20 protein-coding genes and 1 other RNA gene are annotated in these 22,210 nt (G+C 67.8%); 12 read left to right on the top strand and 9 right to left on the bottom strand.

Features of this window, described 5'->3' with window-relative positions; genetic code table 11:
* The first annotated feature begins 36 nt into the window (after positions 1-36).
* Genes ACXJKM_RS03455 through ACXJKM_RS03440 form a run of 4 tightly spaced genes read left to right on the top strand, consistent with a single transcriptional unit; the run spans position 37 to position 3,189 of the window.
* Complete coding sequence (locus ACXJKM_RS03455; RefSeq protein WP_056202842.1) at positions 37-780, top strand: amino acid ABC transporter permease; 744 nt, start codon at positions 37-39, stop codon at positions 778-780.
* Positions 780-1,445, top strand: a complete 666-nt coding sequence (locus tag ACXJKM_RS03450) for an amino acid ABC transporter permease (RefSeq protein WP_056202845.1) — start codon at positions 780-782, stop codon at positions 1,443-1,445. Before ACXJKM_RS03455 ends, ACXJKM_RS03450 begins: the two co-directional genes overlap by 1 nt.
* Before the next feature lie 17 nt (positions 1,446-1,462).
* Positions 1,463-2,197, top strand: coding sequence for an amino acid ABC transporter ATP-binding protein (locus ACXJKM_RS03445; protein ID WP_056202848.1), 735 nt, complete (start codon positions 1,463-1,465; stop codon positions 2,195-2,197).
* Between the two features lie 14 nt (positions 2,198-2,211).
* Complete coding sequence (locus tag ACXJKM_RS03440) at positions 2,212-3,189, top strand: catalase (RefSeq protein ID WP_457350258.1); 978 nt, start codon at positions 2,212-2,214, stop codon at positions 3,187-3,189.
* A 28-nt stretch (positions 3,190-3,217) separates the two neighbouring features.
* Here ACXJKM_RS03440 and ACXJKM_RS03435 read toward each other — a convergent pair whose 3' ends face one another.
* Positions 3,218-3,976, bottom strand: coding sequence for an SDR family NAD(P)-dependent oxidoreductase (locus ACXJKM_RS03435; RefSeq protein ID WP_457350256.1), 759 nt, complete (start codon positions 3,974-3,976; stop codon positions 3,218-3,220).
* Between the two features lie 98 nt (positions 3,977-4,074).
* On the opposite strand from ACXJKM_RS03435, the gene ACXJKM_RS03430 reads away from it, so the two are divergent.
* Positions 4,075-5,007 carry a LysR substrate-binding domain-containing protein gene (locus tag ACXJKM_RS03430; protein WP_457350254.1) on the top strand — a complete coding sequence of 311 codons (933 nt, stop codon included), beginning with the start codon at positions 4,075-4,077 and terminating at the stop codon, positions 5,005-5,007.
* Positions 5,008-5,150: 143 nt separating this feature from the next.
* On the opposite strand, the gene ACXJKM_RS03425 is transcribed toward ACXJKM_RS03430, so the two are convergent.
* From ACXJKM_RS03425 to ACXJKM_RS03410, 4 genes are read right to left on the bottom strand one after another with little or no spacing between them, the layout of a single operon-like run.
* Positions 5,151-6,359, bottom strand: coding sequence for a toxic anion resistance protein (locus ACXJKM_RS03425; RefSeq protein WP_457350252.1), 1,209 nt, complete (start codon positions 6,357-6,359; stop codon positions 5,151-5,153).
* The gene (locus ACXJKM_RS03420) at positions 6,356-7,009 is read right to left on the bottom strand and encodes a hypothetical protein (RefSeq protein ID WP_056202858.1); all 654 of its coding nucleotides are present in this window, start codon (positions 7,007-7,009) and stop codon (positions 6,356-6,358) included. Before ACXJKM_RS03420 ends, ACXJKM_RS03425 begins: the two co-directional genes overlap by 4 nt.
* Positions 7,006-8,664: a substrate-binding domain-containing protein gene (locus tag ACXJKM_RS03415; RefSeq protein ID WP_457350250.1), complete on the bottom strand. Its 1,659-nt coding sequence runs from the start codon at positions 8,662-8,664 to the stop codon at positions 7,006-7,008. Before ACXJKM_RS03415 ends, ACXJKM_RS03420 begins: the two co-directional genes overlap by 4 nt.
* The gene (locus ACXJKM_RS03410) at positions 8,664-9,788 is read right to left on the bottom strand and encodes a hypothetical protein (RefSeq protein ID WP_457350248.1); all 1,125 of its coding nucleotides are present in this window, start codon (positions 9,786-9,788) and stop codon (positions 8,664-8,666) included. The genes ACXJKM_RS03415 and ACXJKM_RS03410 overlap by 1 nt, the downstream gene beginning before the upstream one ends.
* Positions 9,789-9,866: 78 nt before the next feature.
* On the opposite strand from ACXJKM_RS03410, the gene pyrC reads away from it, so the two are divergent.
* From pyrC to ACXJKM_RS03390, 4 genes are all read left to right on the top strand, one after another.
* Positions 9,867-10,910, top strand: a complete 1,044-nt coding sequence (gene pyrC / locus ACXJKM_RS03405; RefSeq protein ID WP_457350246.1) for a dihydroorotase — start codon at positions 9,867-9,869, stop codon at positions 10,908-10,910.
* Positions 10,907-11,740: an NYN domain-containing protein gene (locus ACXJKM_RS03400; RefSeq protein WP_457350244.1), complete on the top strand. Its 834-nt coding sequence runs from the start codon at positions 10,907-10,909 to the stop codon at positions 11,738-11,740. The genes pyrC and ACXJKM_RS03400 overlap by 4 nt, the downstream gene beginning before the upstream one ends.
* A gap of 88 nt (positions 11,741-11,828) precedes the next feature.
* Positions 11,829-13,202 (top strand): S1 family peptidase, encoded by a 1,374-nt coding sequence (locus ACXJKM_RS03395; RefSeq protein WP_457324571.1) that lies wholly within the window; start codon positions 11,829-11,831, stop codon positions 13,200-13,202.
* A complete protein-coding gene (locus ACXJKM_RS03390; RefSeq protein ID WP_457350242.1) occupies positions 13,202-14,197 on the top strand; it encodes an FHA domain-containing protein in 996 nt (331 codons plus the stop codon). Before ACXJKM_RS03395 ends, ACXJKM_RS03390 begins: the two co-directional genes overlap by 1 nt.
* A 10-nt stretch (positions 14,198-14,207) precedes the next feature.
* On the opposite strand, the gene cysK is transcribed toward ACXJKM_RS03390, so the two are convergent.
* Together cysK and ACXJKM_RS03380 are read right to left on the bottom strand one after the other, a co-directional pair.
* Positions 14,208-15,125, bottom strand: a complete 918-nt coding sequence (gene cysK / locus ACXJKM_RS03385; protein WP_457350240.1) for a cysteine synthase A — start codon at positions 15,123-15,125, stop codon at positions 14,208-14,210.
* Between the two features lie 39 nt (positions 15,126-15,164).
* Positions 15,165-16,229 carry a flavodoxin family protein gene (locus ACXJKM_RS03380; protein ID WP_457350238.1) on the bottom strand — a complete coding sequence of 355 codons (1,065 nt, stop codon included), beginning with the start codon at positions 16,227-16,229 and terminating at the stop codon, positions 15,165-15,167.
* A 69-nt stretch (positions 16,230-16,298) separates the two neighbouring features.
* Here ACXJKM_RS03380 and rnpB point away from each other — a divergent pair.
* From rnpB to ACXJKM_RS03365, 3 genes are all read left to right on the top strand, one after another.
* Positions 16,299-16,745, top strand: an RNA gene (gene rnpB / locus ACXJKM_RS03375) — RNase P RNA component class A.
* Positions 16,746-16,799: 54 nt separating this feature from the next.
* A complete protein-coding gene (locus ACXJKM_RS03370) occupies positions 16,800-18,008 on the top strand; it encodes a multidrug effflux MFS transporter (protein ID WP_457350236.1) in 1,209 nt (402 codons plus the stop codon).
* A gap of 2 nt (positions 18,009-18,010) precedes the next feature.
* Complete coding sequence (locus ACXJKM_RS03365; RefSeq protein WP_235532075.1) at positions 18,011-18,925, top strand: carbonic anhydrase; 915 nt, start codon at positions 18,011-18,013, stop codon at positions 18,923-18,925.
* 190 nt (positions 18,926-19,115) lie between these two features.
* Here the strand turns inward: ACXJKM_RS03365 and ACXJKM_RS03360 are convergent, their stop codons facing one another.
* Both ACXJKM_RS03360 and ACXJKM_RS03355 read right to left on the bottom strand, forming a co-directional pair.
* Positions 19,116-21,449 carry an ATP-binding protein gene (locus ACXJKM_RS03360; protein ID WP_457323999.1) on the bottom strand — a complete coding sequence of 778 codons (2,334 nt, stop codon included), beginning with the start codon at positions 21,447-21,449 and terminating at the stop codon, positions 19,116-19,118.
* Positions 21,450-21,614: 165 nt separating this feature from the next.
* Positions 21,615-22,202 carry a chalcone isomerase family protein gene (locus ACXJKM_RS03355; RefSeq protein ID WP_457350234.1) on the bottom strand — a complete coding sequence of 196 codons (588 nt, stop codon included), beginning with the start codon at positions 22,200-22,202 and terminating at the stop codon, positions 21,615-21,617.
* Between the last annotated feature and the right edge of the window lie 8 nt (positions 22,203-22,210).

The following is a 22,210-nucleotide window of genomic DNA, read 5'->3' as shown; positions in this document are numbered from 1 at the left end:
CGCTTTGCTTTAGCTAAGAGGCTTGAGGAGAGGGCCATGAGTTGGGACTGGCAGTTCTACTGCAATGACACCGCCACCGGGGAGGCCGTTGCTGGCTGCTTCGGCCCGGGCGGCAAGGAGCAGACTTATCTGCAATGGATGCTGAACGCCTGGGGCTGGACGCTGAGCGTCTCGCTGCTGGCCCTCGTGCTGGCGCTGGTGGTCGGTTCGCTGATCGGCATTGCTCGCACCGCGCCGAACAAGTGGCTGGCGCGCTTCGGCGAGGCGTGGACCGAGCTCTTCCGCAACATCCCGCTGCTGGTGCAGGTCTTTCTCTGGTACCACGTGCTGCCGTCGCTGTTCCCGGTGCTGCGTGAGGCCGTGCCGTCCTCCGTGCTGGTCGTCTTCGCCTTGGGTTTCTTCACCAGCGCGCGCATCGGCGAGCAGGTCAAGGCCGGCATCAAGACCCTGCCCACCGGCCAGCGCTACGCGGGCCTGGCCATGGGCCTGACGCTTCCCCAGACCTACCGCCACGTGCTGCTGCCGATGGCGTTCCGCATCGTCATTCCGCCGCTGACGAGCGAGAGCATGAACATCGTCAAGAACTCGGCGGTCGCCTTCGCGGTCAGCATCCCCGAGCTGGCGCAGTTCGCGCAGCAGGCCTCCGAAGAGACGTCTCATTTCGAGGAGATCTACATCCCTGTCACCGCGCTGTATTTCGTCTCGGCCTTCGCCATCAACCGCATCGCCAAGTTCATTGAGGCGCGCGTGCGCATCCCCGGCCAGTCGGGAGGCAAGTGATGCTGAATCTCGACTATTCCTTCGTGAACTGGGCGGTCGTCCAGAGCTTCGTCGCCAAGGGCTTCTGGTTCTCCATCCAGCTGACGCTGGTGGCCATGATCGGCGGCATCATCCTGGGCACGCTGCTGGCGATGATGCGGCTGTCCAGCAAGCCGTGGCTGTCGGTGCCGGCGGCGTTTTACGTCGACACGCTGCGCTCCATCCCGCTGGTGATGGTGATCCTGTGGTTCTTCCTGCTGATCCCCAAGCTCGTCGGGCCGCTGGGCGGGCAGATGTCGGCCTTCATCACCTTCACGCTGTTCGAGGCCACTTACTACTCGGAGATCATGCGTGCCGGCATCCAGTCGGTGTCGCGCGGCCAGGTCAACGCCGGGTATGCCGTGGGCATGACCTACGGCCAAAGCATGCGTTACGTGGTGCTGCCCCAGGCCTTCCGCAACATGCTGCCGGTGCTGCTGACCCAGACCATCATCCTGTTCCAGGACACCTCGCTGGTCTATGCCGTTGGCGAGTACGACCTGCTCAAGGGCTTCGAAGTGGCCGGCAAGAACTTCAACCGCCCCGTCGAGACCTATCTGGCGGCTGCGGTCGTCTACTTCGTCATCTGCTTCGGCCTGTCCCGCCTCGTGCGGGAGCTGCAGAAGAAGATCGCCATCATCCGTTGAGTCGAATCGAGTCCGCCATGATCGATATCAAGAACATCTCCAAGTGGTACGGCAGCTTCCAGGTGCTGACCGAATGCACCACGACCATCCAGAAGGGCGAGGTTGTCGTCGTCTGCGGGCCGTCCGGCTCGGGCAAGTCGACGCTGATCAAGACCGTCAACGCGCTGGAGCCCTTCCAGAAGGGCGACATCGTCGTCGACGGCATCTCCATCGCCGACCCCAAGACCAACCTGCCCAAGCTGCGCTCGCGCGTCGGCATGGTGTTCCAGCATTTCGAGCTGTTTCCCCATTTGTCGGTGACCGAGAACCTGACCATCGCGCAGATCAAGGTGCTGGGCCGCTCGGCGGCCGACGCCAAGACCCGCGGCCTGAAGATGCTGGACCGCGTCGGCCTGAGCGCCCACAAGGACAAGTTTCCCGGCCAGCTTTCCGGCGGCCAGCAGCAGCGCGTGGCCATCGCGCGGGCGCTGTCGATGGACCCCATCGTCATGCTGTTCGACGAGCCCACCTCGGCGCTGGACCCTGAGATGGTCGGCGAAGTGCTGGACGTGATGGTGCAACTGGCCCACGAGGGCATGACCATGATGTGTGTGACCCACGAGATGGGCTTTGCCAAGCGGGTCAGCAATCGCGTCATCTTCATGGACGCGGGCAAGATCGTCGAGGACTGCAGCAGCAGCGACTTCTTCACCAAGCCCGAGGAGCGCTCGCCGCGCGCCAAAGACTTCCTCGCGAAGATTCTCCAGCACTAGGAACGGAGCCCGTGATGAGCAACGTCGGCACGGGATGGAGAGAAGTCATCGCGGCCGACGAAGCTGCTCGCCACGCTGCCGCCGCCAAGGCCATGGCCGAGATGCAGAAGCGCAAGGACGAGCGCTTCGGCGCCGGCCGTGCACTGCACCGCAAGGGCGTTGCCGCGGTGCGCGGGCGGCTGCGTGTGCCGCAGGGCCTGCCAGGGCATGCCCGCCACGGCCTCTTTGCCGAGCCGGGTGAGCATGAGGTCTGGGTGCGGCTGTCCAACGGCGCCATGGACAAGCAGAGCAACCGCCGGCCCGACATCCGCGGCTTTGCGATGCGGGTCTTCGGCGTCGATGGTGAGGCGGCCCTCGGCGGCCGCACCGATCACCAGGACCTGTCGCTGATCAACCAGACGGCCTTTGCGTTTCCCGACAGCCGCCATTTCTTCGGTCTCGTCGAGGCAGCCGGCCGCAGCCCGGGCGCCGTGATCGGCTGGATGTTCAAGACCTTCGGCTTCATAGGCGGCTTCAAGCAGCTCAAGAAGCTGGCCGCGACGGCCGGCAAGCCTTTCACGGGGTTCGCGACCGAGGCCTTTGCCAGCACGCTGCCCATCAGCTGCGGCCCCGCCGCCGTCAAGCTGCGCCTGCTGCCGCCCGCCGGGCTGAAGCCGCGTACCGAGGTCAACGGCGACTGGGCGGGCGATCTCGCTGCCCAGGCGGCGGCCGGCCCGTTGAAGTACCGGCTGCAGCTGCAGTTCTTCGTCGACGAGGCGCGCACGCCGCTGGAAGACGCGTCCGTCGAATGGCCCGAGTCCGTCGCGCCCTTCGTCGACGTGGCCGAGCTGACGCTGGAAGCGCCGTCGACCGACGTCGACTTCATCGCTCGCGTCGAAGCCGGTGTCTTCGACCCCTGGCAGGCGTTGATGGCGCACCGGCCTCTGGGCGAGGTCATGCGCGCGCGCAAGGTGGCCTACTTCACCAGCCAGCAGGGCCGCGGCGCCGCCTAGCCGCGCCGCGCCATCTCGACGCGCTGATTCAAAGGAACATGCCGCCCGAGGCTTCGATGCGCTGGCCGGTGATCCATCCCGCACCGGGGCGCATCAGCGCGGCCGCAGCGCCACCGATGTCCTCGGCCTCGCCGACCCGGCCCAGCGCCGTGACCGAAGCGACAAAGCGGTTCAGCTCCGCGTTGTCGCGCACCGCGCCGCCGCCGAAGTCGGTCGCGATCGCACCCGGCGCCAGCGTGTTGACGCGGATGCCGCGGGCCGCCAGCTCCTTGGCCTGGTAACGGGTCAGCACTTCCACCGCCCCCTTCATGGCCGCGTAGGCGGCATAGCCCGGGATGGTGAAGCGGGCCAGGCCGCTGGAGACGTTGAGGACGCTCGCGCCGTCGGCCAGCAAGGGCAGCAGGGCCTGGGTCAGGAAGAAGGGGCCTTTCAGGTGGATGGCGAGCATCGCGTCGAACTGGGCCGGCGTTGTCTCGGCAAAGCTGGCATGCGCGCCGGCGCCGGCGTTGTTGATGAGGCCGCCGAGCTGGCTGGCGCCCCAGGCTTTCAGGCCCGCGTCCAAGCGCTCGGCGAAGGCCGGGAAGCTTGTCGGGTCGGCCACATCCAGCGGCAGTGCCAGCGCGCGGCGGCCCAGGGCCTGGATTTGTGCAACGACGGCATCCGCCGCTGCGGCGGCTTCACGGTAGGTCAGCACGATGTCGTGGCCGTCGCGGGCCAGGGCCAGCGCCATCTGGGCGCCAAGGCCGCGGCTGCCGCCGGTGATCAGGGTGATGGGGGAAGAACTCATATCAGCTCCGTCAGAGGATGGGGTTTGTGGACGGAGTGAAATTTATTGTTCGTTCTGATGTGGATAAAGTCGCCGCAGCTGAAATGACTGTGCTTTGAATGACATCCAATCTCGACCTCGCTTCGCTGCGCGTCTTTTTGCAGGTGGCCGAACTGGCCCATTTCAGCCGGGCTGCCGATGAGCTGGGCCTGCCCAAGGGCCGCGTCAGCCAGGTGGTGCGCGACCTGGAGGCGCAACTCGGCACGCGGCTCTTCCAGCGCACCACCCGGCGGGTCAGCCTGACGTCGGATGGCGAATTGCTCGCGGAGCGGGCCCGCGCGCTGATGGCGGACGCCGGCGAGATCGAGGCGCTGTTCCAGCAGGACCAGCAGCTCAGCGGCCGGCTGCGCGTGGATATGCCGGTGCGGCTGGCGCTGGACGCCGTGCTGCCGGCCCTGCCGGAATTCCTGGCCGCCCACCCCGGCGTGACCGTGGAGCTGAGCTGCACCGACCGCCGCGTCGACCTGGTGGAAGAGGGCTTCGACTGCGTGCTGCGCGTGGGTGCCGTGCACGACCCGCTGCTGGTGGCGCGGCCGCTGGGGCAGATGCGCATGGTCAACGTGGCCAGCCCCGGCTACCTCGCCGCGCATGGCACGCCGGCCACGCCGGACGACCTGGTCGCGCAGGGCCACCACCTGGTGCACTACAGCCAGAGCTGGGCCGACCGCCGCCCGCGCTTCGACTGGGTGGACGCCAGCGGGCAGGAACGCACGCTGACCCTGCCGTCACGCGTCACCGTCAACAACACCGACGCCTACCAGGCCGCGGCGGTGGCAGGCGCCGGCGTCGCGCAGTTCCCCCTCCAGGGCGTGCGGCATCTGCTGGCCGGCGGCCTTCTGGTTCAGGTGCTCGAAGGTTTCGATGCCGCGCCGCTGCCCGTGCGGTTCGTGCTCAGCCAGCGCCGCCACACGCCGCGCCGGGTGCGCGTGTTCATGGACTGGCTGGCGGGCCGGCTGGCCGACCGGCTTGATGCCCAGGGGAGCGCTGAATAGGTCCCGCGATGCGGCGCGCCCTGGTTTGGGATGGGCTGCAAGGCGCAAACCACAGCCATAGCTTGGCTATGGCGAGGATTTGCAACGCAGCAGACCGCCCAAAGCAGGGATGCGCCGCGCGTGAGGACTTGTTCAGCGCTTCCCTATAGCTTGACCGGGCCTTCGATGGCCGCCGCGCCCGACACGGCCGCCTTGGCCTGCTGCTGGCGCACGCGGTCCAGATAGCCCTCCGAGCGCTGCAACTGCTCCTGGATGAGCTTGTTGTTGGTGCCCATGGTCTCGATGGCCTTGCTGCGGAAGTTGTCCATCGCATCCATGGCCTGGAAGGTCTGGTCGAACATGGACTGGATCTGCTGGATGCCCAGCATGGGGTTGGCCGAGAACTCGGCGGTCGCGTCCACATGCTGGTTCAGCGCCGTGCCGGTCTGGTTGATGAGGTCGCCGATGGTCTTGTTGACGCCCTGCAGCATCTGCATGACCTCGATCTGGTTGCCGGTGGCGCGCGCCACGGTCTGGGCCACGGCCAGGGCACTCATGCCCGTCGTCGCGACGCGATCGCAGCCAATCATCATCTCGCGGCCGGTCTTCTTCAGCACGTCCAGCGCCAGGTAGCCGTTCACGCAGACGGCCTGCTGGGTCTGGATGTCGGCCAGGTTCTGGCGGGCGTAGAACAGCACTTCCTGTTCGAGTGCCTTGGCCTTCATCGGGTCGGTGGGTTGCAGCTGCTGCACGCGCGTGGCCAAGCGTTCGTCCAACACACGAGCAAAGCGCGCGGCGGCGGCGAGCTTCTGCATCGCCTCCCAAAGCTTGCTGCGCGTGGCCTCGACGTCGATGACGTCCTTCTGGATGTCGTCCTTGGCCGCGTAGAGCTGGGTCATGGCCGTCTGCAGCTGCGAACTGGCGGACTGGAAGCGGCGGAAATAGGCCTCCAGCTTGTTGCCGAAGGGGATGATCCCGAGCAGCTTGCGCGGCTGCAGCAGGTCGCCGTCCTTGCCGGGGTTGAGCTCGTCGAGTTGGCCGCGGATGGCCGCGATGGCCTTGTAGGCCGGCGTGTCGGTCGCGCCGACGAAATTGCGCTGCATCAGGCTGCCCTGCATCAGCCCGGCGGCCAGGCTGATCTCCTGGCGGCCGAGCTGGAAGGCGCTGTCCAGCTTGGCCTTGAAGGGCTCGCTGTGCAGGTCTTCCTTCTCCAGCGCCTCGATGAAGCGCTGCACCTGCGCATCCACCTGGCTGCTGACCTCGGCCTTCAGCGGCACGGCCTCGACGGCGGCGGCCGGTTGCACCGGCGTGATGACCTCGGGCGGGGTCAGCGTGAACGTGGGAGCGGCGGTTGTCGTGGTCGTGGTGTTCATGCGATGTCCTTGCTGCCGAACTTCTGGTTCAGGAATTCACTGTGGCGCAGGAAGGCTTGGGCGTCCTGCGAGGCGAGATCGTCGCCGAGCTGCTCGACCTTGGTCTCCAGCTCGGCCAGCACGCCCTCGAAGGTGGTCTGCGCCGTCTTGCCATTGGCCAGCAGCTTGGTGGTGGCGAACTGCGCCGGGATGCTGAGATAGGTGTTCAGCGCCTGCGGCAGATAGCTGATGGCGATGTGGCGAGCGTGGAAGGTTTCCTGCAGGCTGAGCTGGCCCTTGCTGCGCTCCCACTGGTCGAGCAGGCCTTCGAGGCGCTGGCAGAGCTGCTTGATGCGCTGGGCCAGCGGCGCCGGAATGCGCCCGCCCGGGTTGTGTTCCGTCAGGCCGCGCACACCGGCCAGCGCCCGGCCCATGGCCTCGCGGGCGTCGCCCTCGTCCTCGAAGTTCAGCGCTTCCCAGGCGTCCTCGCGCGTGCTGGGCCAGCCCCACCAGAGCGCGCCGCCGACCAGGCCGACGGCATAGCCGAGCGCCGCGACACCCAAACCCCAGCCGCCGAGAAAGCCCAGGCCCTTCAGCACCAGCACGGCGGTCGCCGCCAGCAGGCCGCACCAGTTGGCTGGCGCGTTCAGCCATCTGAGAAGCCCGCTCATTGATACGCCCGGATGTCCTTGAACACCGCATACAGCGGCATCTTGCGCGCGTCGAAGACGCGGCCGCCGGTGATCTCCACCAGCGCCTTGAGGTCGCCCGCGTCGGCCTCGCCGAACAGCACCATGAAGACGGGGATGCCGCGCACGTCCTCGGGCAGCTGCTCGTAGGCGCGTTTGAAGTCTTCCAGGCGGCGGCCCATATTGCTCTTGCCGTCGGTGAAGGCGACGACCGAGTACTGGTAGTCGGGGTTGCGCTTGCGTTCCTCCAGCATCTGCTGCAGGCCGGCCAGTACCGCGTCGTACAGGGCCGTGCCGCCGGCCATCTTCAGTTCGTCGGCGGCGTCGCGCACACGCTTGAGCTCATTGCGCTTGGCCTCGGTGTCGGCCTGCGGCAGCACGCCCTTGGCCACCTTGCTGCCGGCCGGGATCTCGAAGGCCACCGGCTCGCGCGGCCGGTCGCTGAAGGGCAGGAACCACAGCCGCTCGCGGTTGGTCAGCTTGGCGACGCGGCCGGTCAGCGATGCGTCGGCGCCCGCCAGGTAGTGGATGGCCTCGACGAGCTGCTCGCGGCGCTTGCCCTGCATGCTGCCGCTGGTGTCCAGCACGAAGGTGCTGGCAATAGGCTTGCGGAACTCGTTCAGGTAGGCGTCGATGAGGCCGTCGGCCAGCTGGCGATCGGGCGAGAAGGGCAGCTCGACCTGGAATCCGCGCGCCGGCAGGATGTCGGCGACCTGGGCGGCCACTTCGGCGCGCATCGGGCGGCGCAGCGTCTGGCGTGCCAGCCACAGTTGGGCGGTGTCGCCCTTCAGGTATTCGACGACCTTCAGGTAGTCGGCTCGACGCGCCTCGTTGAGCAGCATGAACGGGTAGTCGGCCGTGGCCACACCTTCGTACGGATAGATCAGGTGCAGGGGCTCGCGCAGCTTGCCGCTGGCGTTCAGGCTCAGCAGCCAGCTCTCGTAGTTGATGAAGGCGTTGGCCCGAGTGCCCTGCTGCTTGATGAACTGCTCGGCGAGATACGTGGAGTTGTCACCGACGATCTTGTAGCCCTTCAGGAAGTCGGCAATCGCGCCACGGTCCACATCGGCGGCGGAGAGCGCCTCGCCCTTGCCGCCGGCCGCGGCCACCACGCCCAGCAGGGCCATGAAGCCCTGGTTGCTGGTGGCCGGGTTGGACAGCGCGTACTGCAGCTTGCCTTGCTTGGCGGCACGGGTGATGTCGACCCAGGTCAGCTTGGCGTCGGGCTTGTCCCAGCCGTTCTTGGCCGCATCGCTCTTGCTGACGCCTACCGCCATGGGCGACAGCATGATTTTTTCCTGCAGCTTGACCTTGCCCTGGCCGGCCGCGTCGCTGAGCAGGTATTTGGCGTTGGCGAACCAGGCCACGTCGGGCTTGGGCTTGCCGGCGCTGTCACCGCTGAGCACCTCCTGGGTGCTCTCCATCGTGCCGCCGAAGCGGAACTGCACGTCGATGCCGGTGGCGGCCTTGATCTGTGCGGCCAGCGGCTCGATGTCTTTCAGGTCGCTGGTGGCCAGCACCTGCAGCGTGGCGCCGGCGCTCTGGGGCGCTTCGGGCGCCGTCGGCGCGGCGGGCTCAGGCTTCTTGCCGCAGGCGGCCAGCAGCGCGAAGCTCAACAACAGTAGGGCACGGCGCATCACTGGTTCATCTCCCGGCTGACGATGTCGATCATTTCAAACATCAGGTCGAACCCCGGCGGGTCGATGACCTGGTTCAGCTTCACGTCCACGGCCAGGCCGGCGGTCTTGGCAGCCTCGGCAAAGGCAGCCGTGTCGCCGGTGCGGAAGCCCTGCTCCAGCGCCACGGCCTGCAGCGTCTTGTTCGTGGCCAGCAGTTCGGCCAGCCGCTTGCCGCGCTCGTTCAGCGCCACCAGCACCCATTTGTTGACGATGGTGGGCTGCGGGTACATCAGCACCATCTCGGGCCGTACGCCGCCTTTCTGGGCCTGGGCCACCATCTGCGCCTCGTAGATGAAGGTCATCGGCGTCTTGCCCATGCCGATGGACAGGTAGTCGTCGAAGGCGCCGTTGACGTAGTTCTCCTGGAAGCCCTGGCGCTTGAACAGCTCGGCGAGCTGGGCCGCGTACTTCTGCGCTGCCGTGCGGTCGGCCACCACGTCACCGTTCAGCGCCGCCGAAGTCAGCGCCAGATACATGGCGGCCGAGTTGCTGCGGCGGATGTCGGTCGTGCTCACCAGCACGCTGCGCGATACGGCGTAGTCGCCGCTGCCTTTGAGATCGCGCCAGCGCTGCTTGGCCAGCATGGCCTGCGTCAACTTCTCCATGTCCAGGCTGTAGACCTTGGGCGCCATCGCCTTGGCCATGCCGTTGGCGGCCAGGATCTTGGCGACCGGCTCCCAGGACGCCACGACCAGCGGCGTGTGGAAGGGCGAGGTCTGCGTGGCCGTCTTGCCGGCCTTGCGGGCGGCGTCGGCAATCATGTTGGCGGCGACGACGCCGCTGGCGATGAAGAAGTCGGGCTGGTCGGCCGCGCCGATCTTCGCCGCCATGTCGCGGCTGCCCACGCGGGCCACCTGCACCGGCAGCTTGGCGCCAGCCAGCAGCTTGCTCACCCTCTCGTCCTTGAAGAACGCCTCCACGTCGACGGCGATCAGGCCCTTGAGCGGCTCGGCGCTCGTGACGGCCGCCTGCTCCTGCGCGATCTGCTTGGTTTCGTCATTGGCGCGCAATGCAAAAAACAGGGCGCCGCCAAACAGCGCCAACAGGACCAGGGTACCGGCCAGTCGTTTTGGGGTGTTCATGAGGGGGTGCAAGCTCCTTTCAATGAGATGCGCAGTGTGCCTGCACCGGGCGGGGTGCGGCGGCGACAATCCGGTTTTATGACCCAAGCTCCCATACAGCTCACCCTCACCCGGCCTGACGACTGGCACTTGCATCTGCGCGACGAGGCGGCGCTCGCCAGCGTGCTGCCCTACACGGCGCGCCAGTTCGCCCGCGCCATCGTCATGCCGAATCTGCGCCCGCCGGTCACGACGGCCGCCCAGGCGGTGGCCTACCGCGAGCGCATCCTGGCCGCGTTGCCTGAGGGCCTGGACTTCCAGCCGCTGATGACGATGTACCTGACGGACAACACGCCGCCGGACGAGATCAAGCGTGCCAAGGGTGCGGGCGTCGTCGCCCTCAAGCTCTATCCGGCCGGTGCCACGACAAACAGCGACGCCGGCGTGACAGACCTGCGCAAGACCTACAGGACGTTGGAAGCCATGCAGCGCGAGGGCCTGCTCTTCCTGGTGCACGGCGAGGTGACGGACGGCGACATCGACGTCTTCGACCGCGAGGCCGTCTTCGTCGAGCGCGTCATGAAGCCGTTGCGCGCGGCCATGCCCGAGCTCAAGGTCGTTTTCGAGCACATCACGACCAAGGAAGCGGCCCAGTACGTGCTAGAGAGCGATCGCTTCACGGCGGCCACCATCACGCCCCAGCATCTGCTCTACAACCGCAACGCCATCTTCACCGGCGGCCTGCGCCCGCACTACTACTGCCTGCCCGTGCTGAAGCGCGAGGAGCACCGCCAGGCCCTGCTGAAGGCTGTAGCCTCGGGCCTGCCGAAGTTCTTCCTCGGCACCGACAGCGCGCCGCACGCCGCCCAGCTGAAGGAAAACTCGGTCTGCGGCGCCGGCTGCTTCACGGCCATCTCGGCGCTGGAGCTGTATGCCGAGGCCTTCGAAGGCATTGGTGCGCTCGACAAGCTCGACGCCTTTGCCGGCCACCATGGCCCCGACTTCTATGGACTGCCTCGCAACACCGGCACCGTCACTCTCAAACGCGAGCCCTGGACCCTGCCCAGCGCCGTGCCCTTCGGTGAAGCGCAGTTGAAGCCCCTGCGCGGCGGCGAAACCCTGAACTGGAAACTCATCGCATGAAGAAAGTTGCTTTTCTCGTCGACTTCGACAACGTCGCCACCGACGTCATCGAGCAGGCCCTGCAGATGGCCTTCAAGGACTATGAAGCCGTCCACATCCGCCGCGCGTACTGCAACGCCGAGCAGGCGCAGACCCACCAGTCCTTCCTGAAGCGCCTGGGCCTGCGCGCCATCGTCAATCTCGCCATCGGCAAGAACTCGACCGACATTGCCATGGCCGTCGACGCGATGGAACTGGCCATCACCGAGAAGCCCGACGTCATCGTGCTGGTGTCGTCGGACAGCGACTTTGCACCGCTGGTGCTGCGCCTGCGCGAGAAGGGCGCCTGGCTGCGCGGCTTTGGCCAACATGGCAAGACGGGCGACGGTGTGATCGCCATCTACGACCAGTTCAACGAGCTGGCCCATGACAGCGGCAAGCCTTCGGCCAAGCGCCAGCCGGCGAGGAAGACCGCGTCTCCCCGGCCAGCCGCGAAGAGAGCCGCGCCGGCCAAGGCCGCGGCCCCGGCCCCTGCGCCGGCTGCGAAGCCAACGCCGGCACCTGCACCTGCGCCGAAGGCTGCGCCGGCGCCTGCACCCAAGCCGGCCGCGACACCCGCCCCGGTTGACGCCAACGTTGCCGCCGCTCGGGAGATCAATGCCATCCTGGCCCTGCTGCCCAGGCTGGCCGATGGCCAATGGCATGACCTCGGCGTGGCGGCCAAGGCGCTGAAAGAGGCCGGCCTGCTGCCCAAGACGGCAGCGTCGACCAAGCTGTTCCGCAAGCACCCGCAGGCCTTCCAGCTGCAGCCGGCCAAGCAGCCCAACCAGGTCCGCTTCGGCCACGGATGATTCGGAATGCTTCACGGGCCTTGCGCGGTGACGAGCGGCTGTCGTGCGCAAAGCGGCTAGCATCGGCGGCCTCCACCGGAGGTCCTGCTTGCTGAAGTCCTGTCTGAAGTCCCTGCTGGGTGCGGCGTTCGCCGGCCTGGCCCTTGCCGCTGCTGCGCAATCGCCGCCGCCCGCGCCCGCCACCGCGCCCAATCCGCAGCAGCCACAGGCGCAGCCCCCCACCGTGTCCGCCAGCGCCCGGCGCCTGTATGAGCGCAGCAAGGGCCAGCTGCTGCAGATCCGCACGCTGCTCAAGACCCAGGACAGCCAGGCCTCGGTCGGCTCGGGCTTCCTCGTCAGCGACGACGGCCATGTCGTCACGAACTACCACGTCATCAGCCAGTTCGCGCTGGAGCCCGACAGCTACCGGCTGCGTTACGCGACGACTGACGGCCAGGGCGGGGCGCTGGAGCTGCTGGACTTCGACGCCCGCCGAGACCTCGCGCTGCTGCGTGCCGTCGACGACGGCAAGGGCGGTGGGCTCAAGGGCCGCGGCGCGCTGACCTTCCGCCCGCAGAACCAGCCGCTGGCCAAGGGCGAGCGCATCTATTCCATGGGCAACCCGCACGACGTGGCCTTCGCCGTCGTCGAGGGCAATTACAACGGCCTGGTGGAGCGCAGCTTCGACCCGCTGATCTATTACGCCGGCGGCATCAACCCCGGCATGAGCGGCGGCCCGGTGCTGGACGAGGACGGCCTGGTCGTCGGCGTCAATGTGTCGACGCTGCTGTTCGCCCAACAGGTCAGCTTCCTCGTGCCCGGCGAGTTCGCCGAGAGCCTGGTCAAGCGCAGCCTCGCCGCCAAACCCATCCGCACGGCGGCCTGGGGCCGGCTGCGCGACCAGTTGACGCGCTACCAGGACGAGCTCGTCACGCGCTTCCTGGCCGCACCGTGGGAGAGCGCCAATCACGACCGCTACCGCCTGCCCGTGCCCAAGCAGGACTTCATGCGCTGCTGGGGGCGGGGCACCTCGGCCGATACCAAGGGCCTGGACTTCGAACGCTCGCAGTGCCGCATGGACCACGCCCTCTTCGTCAGCGGCAATCTGCAGACGGGCTGGCTGGACATGTCCCATGAGGCCTATGACGGCAGCAAGCTCGGGGCGCTGCGCTTTGCGCGCCAGTACACGGGGAGCTTTCGCAACGAGCGCCTGGGGAGCGCCGACAAGTCGCGCACCGCGCCGTACTGCAAGGAGCAGTTCGTCGATCGTGATGGACTACCGCTGCGAGCCGTCGTTTGCCTGCGCGCCTACCGCAAGCTGGACGGCCTGCACGACCTCAGCGTGCTCGTGACGACGGTGGACTCACCCACCGAAGGCGCGCTGGGCCGCTTCGACGCCCGCGGCATCAGCTTCGACAACGCGCTCAAGCTGGCGGCGCATTACCTGGAGGGCTTCGCGTGGACGAACAGCAAAGCCAAGTGATGCCTGCCATCCCTGACGCCGCAGTCGTCGAACTGCTGGGCCGCGACGGCCGCGCGACCCTGGTGCAGCGCGTGACGCACTGGCCGGTGCGCATCGGCCGCTCGCCGGCCTGCGACATCGTGCTGGACGACGGCCACCTCGCCGCGGAACATGCCGAGCTGCAACTCGCCCCCGGCGGTGGTGTCAATCTCAGGCTGCTGGACAGCCGCAATGGCGGCAGCGTCGCCGGCAAGCGCCTGGCCGCGGGCGAGGAGGCCACGCTGCCCGAAGGCGGCGCCTTCCAACTCGCGAGCTGCTTGCTGCGCCTGCGCACCAGCGCCGACGCGCTGGCGCCCGAGCATTTGATGGTGATCCATCCGGTGCGCCACTGGGCTCTGCTGCCGCTGCTGCTGCTTTCTCTGGTGTTCTTCCAGTGGCTGGACCGCTGGAGCGCCGTCGACCCGGACGCGCGCTGGATCGACTACGCCTCGCCGTTGCTCGGGCCGCTGGCCTTCGTACTCGGCTGGGCCGGGCTGTGGTCGCTGGCCAGCCAGCTCTTTCATCATCGCTTCCCGTTCACGACGCATCTGCGCCGTGCCCTGGTTGTCATCGTCACGCTGCAGGTTCTGGAGTGGCTGCTGCCGGCGGTGGCCTATGCCTTCTCGTGGCCGCGCCTGATGGTGGTGGAGTCGCTGGCCACGCCGGTGGCCGCTGCGGCGTTGGTTGCCTGGCATGCCGGCCTGGTCTGGCCGGGCGCGCGGCGCATCCTGAACGGCGGCATTGCGGCCCTGCTGCTGCTCTTCCTGGGCCTGCAGGTGGGCAGCCGCCAGGAACAGCAATACGTCTTCGGCCCGCCCTACCTGGCCAGCCTGCCGCCGCCGGCGCTGCGCCTCGTGTCGCCGCAGCCGCCTGAGACGCTGATCGATTCGCTGAAGCCGCTGAAGGCCGAACTGGCCAGGCAGGCGCGCAAGGACAACGAGGGCGCCGTCGACGACGACGTCGGCGCCGGCGAGTGAGGCGCTGCGCTCAGGTCTGTGGCAGGAAGCCGTCGACCGAGAGGTAGCGCTCGCCGGTGTCGTAGTTGAAGCCGAGCACACGTGCATTCGCCGGCAACTCGGGCAGCTTCTGCGCGATGGCGGCCAGCGTGGCGCCGCTGGAGATGCCGACGAGCAGGCCTTCCTCGCGGGCGCAGCGGCGGGCGTATTCGCGTGCGGCCTCGGCCTCGACCTGGATGACGCCGTCCAGCAGCGCCGTGTCCAGCACCGCCGGGATGAAGCCCGCGCCGATTCCCTGGATGGGATGCGGGCTGGGCTGGCCGCCGCTGATGACCGGTGAGGCGCTGGGTTCCACCGCGTAGACCTTGAGTTGGGGCCAGGCGGCCTTGAGCACCTGAGCGCAACCGGTGATGTGGCCGCCGGTGCCGACGCCGGTGATCAGCGCGTCCAGGCCTTCAGGGAAGTCGCGCAGGATTTCCTGTGCCGTTGCCTTGACGTGGATGGCCGGGTTGGCGGCGTTCTCGAACTGCTGCGGCATCCAGGAGCCGGGGTGCTGCTCTAGCAGCTCACGGGCGCGGGCGATGGCGCCCTTCATGCCCTTCTCGCGCGGCGTCAGGTCAAAGCTCGCGCCATACGCCAGCATCAGGCGGCGGCGCTCGATGCTCATGCTGTCCGGCATGACGAGGATGAGCTTGTAGCCCTTCACCGCTGCCACCATGGCCAGCCCGACGCCGGTGTTGCCCGAGGTCGGCTCGATGATGGTGCCGCCGGGCTTGAGCAGGCCCTGCGCTTCGGCGTCCTCGATCATCGACAGCGCGATGCGGTCCTTGATGGAGCCGCCCGGGTTGCTGCGCTCGGACTTGACCCACACCTCGGCGCCGCTGAACAGGCGCTGCAGGCGGATGTGCGGCGTGTTGCCGATGGTGTCGAGGATGCTGGCGGCTTTCATCGAGGGCTCCATTTCTGCGAATCGGAGCAGTGTGCCAGCTCACTTGGTGCGTGGCTTGGGCAGGCCTTCGTCGCCATGCTTTATGTGCCCGTCGCGCATCAGGCCAACGCTGAGCGCCACCGCGCGCGCGGCACGCTTGACCTCTTCCTGCACGTCGGTGTCCTTGTCCAGAGCGTCATGGCTGGTTGCATAGGGCTCGTAGTAGCCGATGTAGCGGTCCAACCGCGCGCCGAATCCGGCGTCGACCAGGCCCATCCAGTCCAGCCAGTCCGACAGTGCACGACGCGTGCCGTCGATGCCGGCGACGTCGCCGTGCACGACGAGGCCGTAGACGCGACCAGCGAGGTGCTTGGGGTAGTCCCAGCCCTTGAGCTCCATCTCGCGCGCCAGTTCGGGCTTCTTGCCCTGGGTGGAGGTCGGGTCGGGGTTGCCGCCGTCGGCGCAAACGAGGCGGTCCATCATCAGTTTCAGCGGGCTGGTGGCCTGGTACCAGTGCACCGGCGTCAACAGCAGCACGCCGTGGGCGCGCACCCAATGCTCGTAGATCTCGGCCATCCAGTCATTGGTCTGCCCGGTGGCGTGGTTGGGGTAGCAGCTGCAGGGCCAGTGGCACAGCGGCATCGCGGTGGACACGCAGCCCTTGCAGGGGTGGATGTGGCGGTCGTAATCCGACGTCAACCGGCTCAGGTCCAGCACTTCCACGGCAATGCCTTCGGCCTCGCAGGCGGTGCGGGCGATCTGTGTCATGCGCCAGGTCTTGGACATCTCACCGGGGCAGCTGCCGTCGTTGCGCGGCGAGGCGTTGATGACGAGGACGCGCGATGATGAGCTGGCCCAGGCGTCCTGAGCCTCCTTCAGCCGCAGGTGCAGGTCGCGCCATTCGCGCGACAGGTCGTAGTCGGGATCGGCAAAGCCCGCACCGGCCTTGACGGTGATCGGGGCCTTGCGGCCTTCCTCGAAGGCCTCCCAGGCAATCTGCTCCAGCCGACCCAATGCGTCGCGCTCGGCGCCGTAGGCCGGGTCGACGAAGCGCTGCCGGAAGCGCTCGCCGAACTCCTGGCGGCCCATGATCTGCGCCTGGCCGGTTCTCACGGGTGAAGTCATGACGGAATCTCGGTAGTGGACGTGGCCTCAGGCAAACCACATGCCCGCGGCTGCGATACTCGCTCCCGTGAAGCAAGCCAGACCGCCGCTGGGGCAAGCATGGAAACATGGCCCTGGAGGAAGGTCCGGACTGCATAGAGCGGCGTAGCAGCTAACGGCTGCCCGGCGAAAGCCGAGGATCAGAGCAACAGAGACGAGTTCTGCTGGGACACCCCGATGGGTGGTCTATGCGGCGCCAGCGCAAGCTGGCGTTGGGGCGAGGCGAAAGCCTCGCACCCTCGCGCGCAAGCGCGAGCCGCATAGCACCTCTGCCGGGCTCTGCCCGGCAGAGGTGAAACGGGCAATCTCTACGCGCAGCAACACCAAGTAGGCCAGCGTTGATGCGGCTCGCAGAGCTGGCGGGTAGGTGGCACCGAGCCGGGCAGTGATGCTCGGCCCAGAGGAATGGCGGTCACGCCGTCCGAACCGCAAGGGGAGGGCGGCGCACAGAATCCGGCCTATCGGCTTGCTTCACTCTTTTCTTGCCTCTTTCTTTCGGCTGAACGGCCCCGGCTCGATAGACTGCCGCGCATGAATCCCGAAGCCAGCCGCCTGTGGCGCGCGCCTCGCTGGGCCCTGTCCGTGCTGTTGGCCTGTTTGGCCATGGTGGGCCCCTTCTCCATCGACACCTATCTGCCGGCCTTTGCCGGCATTGCCGCGGCGCTGGATGCGACCCCGGTGCAGATGCAGCAGACGCTGTCCGCCTATCTGCTGGGCTTCGCCTTCATGAACCTCTTCCACGGCGCGCTGTCGGACTGCTTCGGCCGCCGCCCCGTCGTGCTGATCGGCCTGGGCGTCTTCACGGCGGCCAGCGTTGGCTGCGCGGTGGCGGGCTCGATCGGCCAGCTGGTGTTCTGGCGGACGGTGCAGGGCATGTCGGCCGGCGCCGGCATCGTCGTGTCGCGGGCCATCATCCGCGACATGTTCCCACCGGCGGATGCGCAGCGGGTGATGTCGCAGGTGACACTTTTCTTCGGTGTGGCACCGGCCATCGCGCCCATGGTGGGCGGCTTCCTGTTCGTGCACGCCGACTGGCACTCCATCTTCTGGTTCCTGACCGCCGTGGGCGCTGCCCTGCTGGTATCCAACTGGCGGCTGCTGCCCGAGACGCTGCACGCGAACCTGGTGCAGCCCTTCCACGTCGGCGCACTGATGCGCGAGTACTGGCGGCTGTGCAGCAGCCCGAAGTTCATGATGCTGGTGCTGGCCAGCGGCATCCCGTTCAACGGCATGTTTCTCTACGTGCTGGCCACGCCGGTGTTCCTGGGTGAACACCTGCACTTCGCGCCGCAGCAGTTTTTCTGGTTCTTCCTGTGCTCCATCGGCGGCATCATGGCTGGCGCCGCGGTCAGCGGCCGGCTGGCGGGCAAGATGGGCCCGAAGCGCCAGATCATGCGGGGCTTTCGCATCATGGTGGCCGTGTCGATCACCAACGTGCTGCTCAACCTGTTCGCGCCGCTGAGCCCCTTCTGGGCCTTGCCCATGGTCGGCCTGTTCGCCTTCGGCTGGGCGCTGATGGTGCCCGTCGTCACGCTGCTGGTGCTGGACCAGGTGCCCGAGCGCCGCGGCATGGCTTCGTCGCTGCAGGCCTGCATCGGCTCGGCGGCCAATGGCCTGGTGGCTGGTGTGCTGGTGCCGCTGGTCATGCACTCGACCGTGGCGCTGGCCCTCACGTCGGCGGGGCTGATGATGGTCGGCCTGGTGGCCTGGTACGGCGTCAGGCGCTCCGTTGCGGCCTGATCGTGACTCAAGCCTGGCGGCCGCTTGCCGAAATCACCGACATGATGAAAAAGCGCTGGCTGATCACCGCGCTGCTGGCCGCCTGTGCGGCTGCGCAGGCAGAGGAACCCAAGGAACCCGTGGAGGTGCTGCGCCAGCGCCTGGCGGACCGCCTGTCCACCAAGCCCGAGGGCACGGCCACCGCCAAGCCGGCGGCCAAACCCGTCAAGCCGGGCAAGGCCGAGGCCGCCAAGCCGACGCATTGGGGCTACACCGGCGACATCGGCCCCGAGCGCTGGGCCGAGCTGGCGCCGGAGAACAAGCTGTGCGCCGTCGGCACGCGCCAGAGCCCCATCGACATCCGCGAGGGCATCGCCGTCGAGTTGGAGAAGATCAGCTTCGACTACCGCACCAGCAGCTTTTCGGTGCAGGACAACGGCCACACCATCCAGGTCAATGTCGGCGCCGGCAACGGCCTGACCGTCATGGGCCGGCGCTATGAACTCGTGCAGTTCCACTTCCACCGCCCGAGCGAAGAGCGCGTCAACGGCAAGCAATCCGACATGGTGGCCCACTTGGTACACAAGGATGCGCAAGGCAAGCTCGCCGTCGTCGCCGTGCTGCTGGAGCGCGGGCCCGACAACAAGCCCCAGCCGGTGATCCAGACGGTCTGGGCCAACCTGCCACTGGAAAAGGGCGAGGCCTTGCAAGCCCAGGTGCAGATCGACCTGAACCAGTTGCTGCCCGCCGAGCGCGGCTACTACACCTACATGGGTTCGCTGACGACGCCGCCCTGCAGCGAAGGCGTGCTGTGGATGGTGCTGCGCCAGCCCGTCACCATGACGGCCCAGCAGCTCGGCATCTTCGCCAAGCTCTACCCGATGAATGCGCGGCCGCTGCAGGCCGGCTCGGGGCGGCTCATCAAAGAATCCCAGTAACGGTCTTCGGGCCGAGCGCTGGGCCTGCCATGAGCCAGAGGCTCATGGCCTTCCGTAGGCACAAGCAGTCCGCAGGGACTGCTTGTGTCCGACTCCAGTTCACCGAGCCGGCCCGCTTGGGCGATGTGCTTGCGGCTCAATGCCGCAAGCATCGCCGTCCCCTCGGGGGACCGACCAGGTGCAGCCGCGTTCAGCGGGGTGCGACTGGGCGAGGGGTCACACGTCTCACCCCAGACAGCCAGTCGTGCAGCGTCGCGAACAGCTGCTCGGCGACGACCGGCTTGGCGACGTGGTCGTCCATGCCGGCGTCCAGGCAGCGCTGGCGCTCGTCATCGAAGGCATTGGCCGTCATGGCGAGGATGGGGAGCTCGGCGCCTTGGGGCAGGCGGCGGATGGCGCGCGTTGCGTCCAGGCCATCCATGACGGGCATCTGCACGTCCATCAGCACCAGGGCGTAGTCACCGGCCTTGACCATGTCGACGGCCTGCTGCCCATCGGCAGCCACATCCACCGCCAGGCCGGCACTGCCGATGAGGGCGACGGCCACCTCCTGGTTGACGGGGTTGTCCTCGGCCAGCAGCAGACGGCGCGGCTGGGCTCGTGCCAGCTCGGCAAGCCGTTCTCGCGCTGAATGCGGCCGTGGGGCCGCTACCGGCGGCGCCGGCGCCTGGCTGCCGGCCTCGACGGGCAGGGTGAACCAGAACGTGCTGCCGCGGTTCAAGGTGCTGTCGACGCCGACATGGCCGCCCATCAAGTGGGCCAGGCGCCGGCAGATTGCCAGGCCCAGGCCGGTGCCGCCATAGCGCCGCGTCGTGGAACTGTCGGCCTGCTCGAAGTCGCGGAACAGCCGCGCCTGCGCATCGTTCGCAATGCCGATCCCGCTGTCCTGCACCTCGAAGCGCAGTGCCAGCGCCGGGCCTGGCTGGGTCTCGTCGAGCCGCGCGGCCAGGCGCACGAACCCGCTGTCGGTGAACTTGACCGCATTGCCGGCGAAGTTCAGCAGCACTTCGGAGATGCGCTGCGGGTCGCCGATCAGCACGCGGCCGCCCAGCTCCGGCGCAACGTCGGTCTCGACACGCAGCCGCTTGGCCGCGGCGGCCTGGGTCGTCATGTTGGCGATGTTGTCCAGCACCTCGCCGACCGTGAATTCGCGCTGCTCCAGCCTCACCTTGCCAGCCTCGATCTTGGAGAAATCCAGTACGTTGTTGATGACGCTGAGCAGGTGCTCGGCCGCATTGGCGACCTTCTGCAGACGCTGCTGCTGCTCGGGCTCGATGGTGTCGCTCTGGGCCAGATAAGTCAGGCCGATGATGGCATTCATCGGCGTGCGGATCTCGTGGCTCATGTTGGCCAGGAAGGCGCTCTTGGCCAGGCTCGCGGCCTGGGCGGCCTGCGTAGCTTCCGCCAGCTCGGCAGTGCGCGCCTCGACGAGTTCCTCGAGATGATGGCGGTAGCGCTCCAGCTCCAGCGCGTCGCGGCGCTGGCGTGAGATGTCGGTCAGGAAGCCGTGCCACAACACGCTGCCGTCGGCCTCGCGCTGGGCGATGGCATTGCCGTAGATCCAGCGCTCGCTGCCGTCCGCCTGCGGCGTGCGGAACTCCTGCTGCCAGGGGCTGAGGTTGCGCGCCGAGGCCAGCAGGCTCTCGCGCACGGCGGCGCGGTCGTCGGGGTGGATGCGCTCGAACCAGGGCGTCGCGCTGCGGCTCAGCTCGGCGCTGCCGAGCAGGAAGTATTCGCGCACCGCCTCGCTGACATAGGCGAACGAGAACTCGCCGTTGACGGCCAGACGCAGCTGATAGACGACGCCGGGCACCGTCTCGGCCATGCCGCGCAGGCGCTCGATGAGATTGCGCTGGGCGTCGAACTGCTGCTGCAGTGCGTCGCGCATGTGCTCGAGGTGGCCGCCGAGCAGGCCGATCTCGTCCTGGCGGGTGTGCTCCAGCTTGGCATTGAAGCGGCCCTCGGCGAGGTCGTTGGCGAAGTCGCCCAGCTCGCGCAGCGGGCGGAACAGGCGCGAGTTCAACAGCCACAGCACCAGGGCCAGCGAGGCCAGCAGCTGGCCGCCGACGGTCGCGCCATAGAGCCAGCGCTGGCGCAGCACGGCCGTCGTGCTGAGGTGGTCGTCGATCTCGATCTGGATGTGGCCGATGCGCGTGGCGCCGCGCAGGATGTCGCGCTCGCCGGTCAGCGTCTGGCCCAGGCGCCGCTCGGGCAGGTGGTTCTCGATAAAGGGCAGGCCCTGGGACGCGTCGCTGACGCTGACGCGCACGACCTCGGGCGACTTGACGATGGCCGACACCACCTCCCGTGCGGCCACAGCGTCCAGGTTCCACAGCAGCTCGGGCAAGCTGCTGGCCAGCACGTCGAGCTTGGCGTCGAGGTCGCGCTGCAGCGCCTGCTCGGCGACCTTGGATTCGCGCAGGCCGATGAAGAGGCCGCCGACGATGAGGGCCGGCAGCAGCAAGCCGATGCTGGCGCCAAGAGCCAGGGCGGCAAAGAGCGATGACGAGGGCTTGCGGCTCAAGATGAACTCATTGGTGCACCCTTGGCGCGGTGCGCTGTCCCGCCAAGCGGGAGCTGAGCGCCTTCGGGCGGCCGGGCGGCGCTCATGCTGCCATGAGATTGGCGAGTCCAAAGCGAAACGCGCCACGACGCGTGGCGACGTGGCGCGTTTCGTGGTGCACGAGCGTCAGCCCTTGCCCAGCAGGGCGGGCTTGAGCGAAGAGTCGACGGGCTTGTCGCCCAGCCAGATCTTCAGGATGGCATTGTAGAAATTGACGTCCTTCATCGGCTCGCCGATCGGCTTGCCGTTCAGGGCCATGACGGTGCCGGTGTCCGGAATCCAGTCCACGGTGATGACGTCACCCTTCTTGCCCTGCGGGATGTTGACGAAGGCCTCGCCGAATTGGGCCAGCTGGTTGACGAACTTGGAGCGCTCGGCCTTGTCGGTGTTGGCCGTGATGCCAGCCATGAAGGCCTGGCCCAGGTCGTCACCGGTCACCTCGCGCAGCAGGCCGAGGCTGAAGCGGCGCGGGCCCTGGGTGTCCAGCACGCCGGCCGTCGTGTCCTTCTTCTCGGGCAGGTAAAGCACCAGGGCATAGACCTTGACCACGATGCGCACGCGCACCCCAGCGCCGTTGACCTTCAATTCCTTGCCGGCGACCTTGACGGTGTCGTCGAACTTGAGGCCGGCCACTTCGATGGCTTGCGCCGCGCCGCCCAGGCCGAGGGCGAGGCCCAAGCCGGCAATCCATCGGCTGGCGTTGTTCGTCTTCATGCAGTCTC

The sequence above is a fragment of the Roseateles sp. P5_D6 genome (genome assembly GCF_054049415.1).
Note: the sequence above shows the minus strand (reverse complement) of the source record. Positions and strands in the feature narration are given on the sequence as shown.

Bases quoted from the DNA above. Each gene is read 5' to 3' on its own strand.
- ACXJKM_RS03455 (WP_056202842.1), top strand. From the start codon at position 37: ATGAGTTGGGACTGGCAGTTCTACTGCAATGACACCGCCACCGGGGAG.
- ACXJKM_RS03445 (WP_056202848.1), top strand. From the start codon at position 1,463: ATGATCGATATCAAGAACATCTCCAAGTGGTACGGCAGCTTCCAGGTG.
- ACXJKM_RS03420 (WP_056202858.1), bottom strand. From the start codon at position 7,009: ATGAGCGGGCTTCTCAGATGGCTGAACGCGCCAGCCAACTGGTGCGGC.
- ACXJKM_RS03400 (WP_457350244.1), top strand. From the start codon at position 10,907: ATGAAGAAAGTTGCTTTTCTCGTCGACTTCGACAACGTCGCCACCGAC.
- pyrC (WP_457350246.1), top strand. From the start codon at position 9,867: ATGACCCAAGCTCCCATACAGCTCACCCTCACCCGGCCTGACGACTGG.
- ACXJKM_RS03410 (WP_457350248.1), bottom strand. From the start codon at position 9,788: ATGAACACCCCAAAACGACTGGCCGGTACCCTGGTCCTGTTGGCGCTG.
- ACXJKM_RS03415 (WP_457350250.1), bottom strand. From the start codon at position 8,664: ATGCGCCGTGCCCTACTGTTGTTGAGCTTCGCGCTGCTGGCCGCCTGC.
- ACXJKM_RS03370 (WP_457350236.1), top strand. From the start codon at position 16,800: ATGAATCCCGAAGCCAGCCGCCTGTGGCGCGCGCCTCGCTGGGCCCTG.
- ACXJKM_RS03440 (WP_457350258.1), top strand. From the start codon at position 2,212: ATGAGCAACGTCGGCACGGGATGGAGAGAAGTCATCGCGGCCGACGAA.
- ACXJKM_RS03450 (WP_056202845.1), top strand. From the start codon at position 780: ATGCTGAATCTCGACTATTCCTTCGTGAACTGGGCGGTCGTCCAGAGC.
- ACXJKM_RS03355 (WP_457350234.1), bottom strand. From the start codon at position 22,202: ATGAAGACGAACAACGCCAGCCGATGGATTGCCGGCTTGGGCCTCGCC.
- ACXJKM_RS03380 (WP_457350238.1), bottom strand. From the start codon at position 16,229: ATGACTTCACCCGTGAGAACCGGCCAGGCGCAGATCATGGGCCGCCAG.
- cysK (WP_457350240.1), bottom strand. From the start codon at position 15,125: ATGAAAGCCGCCAGCATCCTCGACACCATCGGCAACACGCCGCACATC.
- ACXJKM_RS03390 (WP_457350242.1), top strand. From the start codon at position 13,202: ATGCCTGCCATCCCTGACGCCGCAGTCGTCGAACTGCTGGGCCGCGAC.
- ACXJKM_RS03430 (WP_457350254.1), top strand. From the start codon at position 4,075: ATGACATCCAATCTCGACCTCGCTTCGCTGCGCGTCTTTTTGCAGGTG.
- ACXJKM_RS03435 (WP_457350256.1), bottom strand. From the start codon at position 3,976: ATGAGTTCTTCCCCCATCACCCTGATCACCGGCGGCAGCCGCGGCCTT.
- ACXJKM_RS03425 (WP_457350252.1), bottom strand. From the start codon at position 6,359: ATGAACACCACGACCACGACAACCGCCGCTCCCACGTTCACGCTGACC.